This window comes from Vibrio sp. 1F279 (assembly GCF_041439815.1).
GTDB classification, from domain to species: Bacteria; Pseudomonadota; Gammaproteobacteria; order Enterobacterales; family Vibrionaceae; genus Vibrio; species Vibrio tasmaniensis_A.
This window is the reverse complement of sequence record NZ_JBGOOU010000114.1, coordinates 1-1,324: the sequence shown is the minus strand read 5'-3', so window position 1 is coordinate 1,324 and position 1,324 is coordinate 1. Positions and strand designations below refer to the sequence as shown.

At 37.4% G+C, this 1,324-nt stretch carries 2 protein-coding genes; one reads left to right on the top strand and one right to left on the bottom strand.

Features of this window, described 5'->3' with window-relative positions; all coding sequences use genetic code 11:
* Positions 1-221 precede the first annotated feature (221 nt).
* Positions 222-719, top strand: a complete 498-nt coding sequence (tpx, locus tag ACED60_RS25640) for a thiol peroxidase (RefSeq protein WP_371705191.1) — start codon at positions 222-224, stop codon at positions 717-719.
* 76 nt (positions 720-795) lie between these two features.
* Here tpx and ACED60_RS25635 read toward each other — a convergent pair whose 3' ends face one another.
* Positions 796-1,074, bottom strand: a complete 279-nt coding sequence (locus ACED60_RS25635) for a hypothetical protein (protein ID WP_371705192.1) — start codon at positions 1,072-1,074, stop codon at positions 796-798.
* Between the last annotated feature and the right edge of the window lie 250 nt (positions 1,075-1,324).

The following is a 1,324-nucleotide window of genomic DNA, read 5'->3' as shown; positions in this document are numbered from 1 at the left end:
AAAATCTTCGCTAAGAGCGTTTGAGGGGTTCTGAGGGCTGTTTCTGATAGCAAACCTTGCTATTTACCATAATAGGAATAATGAACACCGATTTTTCAGGTCATTAATTGAACCTGCTCCGATGTGCCGTATTTTAATTGACGCCAAATTAATATTGAGTTTTTATGGCTCACCTCAACGCTATGCTTTTATTAGCTATATCATATAAAAAGAAGGTAAATATGGAACAAGTAACTTTTCAAGGAAACCCAGTTAAAGTTGTAGGCTCTATTCCAACTGTAGGCAGTCAGGCTCCAGATTTCTCTCTAACGGCTTCGGATTTATCTGATTTGACACTCTCATCATTTAAAGGCCAGAACGTAATCATTAACATATTCCCGAGTATTGATACTCCTGTTTGTGCATCTAGCGTTAAGAAATTTAATGAAGAAGCTTCAAAACTTAAAAATACAACGGTTTTATGTGTATCAGCCGACTTGCCTTTTGCTGTAGGTCGCTTCTGTGAAGTTGAAGGTGTTGAGAATGTTCAACATGCATCTACCTTCCGTAACTCTGACTTTGCAGAGACTTACGGAGTGTTAATTCCAGAGGGTGCTCTTAGAGGTTTAGTAACTCGTGCAATCGTATGTGTGAATACTGATGGAAAAGTGACACATTCAGAGTTGGTTAAAGAGATAACTGATGAGCCAACTTACTCACTAGCCTTGAATGCTTTTTAATTAGATTAAAGAATAGCCCGTTTATCAGCGGGCTATTTCTAGATCTTTTATCTGAACCATTTGTAATCGAAGGTTTTTAGCTAGTTGTTAGTATTCCTTTAAGATGAGCTAAAATATCTCTTGGCTCATCCATTCTCATTTTCTCTGTAAATTCCATTTCACTCTCTAATACCACGGTAGCATGGTCAATCAGCGTCTTGCGTTCTTCTTCTGATATCTTCTTTGTTTGCAACCCACAGATGCGAATAAGTAGGCACACTATATCTAGCTCCTTTGATTCTACTGAGCTGATTTCTTTATACTCTTGAACTTTTTGTAGTGCGTTATTTATACGTTTTTTCGATAATGGCGTCATGACTGGTGCTTATCTTAGGTATTTATTTGGTGATAATTTTTTAATGTGTTTAGGTGCTAATAACAACACCAACCACTTTCTTTTGTTACTGTATGACCAGCAATATTCCTTATTTACCATAACGGCACTTAATCTGCACCGTGATTTAGAAACAAAAAAGGCTCCCACTGGGGAGCCTTTTTTGTTTGGGAAAGCCATGACCGGTTAAAAGGATCATTGAGATCAATCGCTTTTGGGATTAATCTATTTC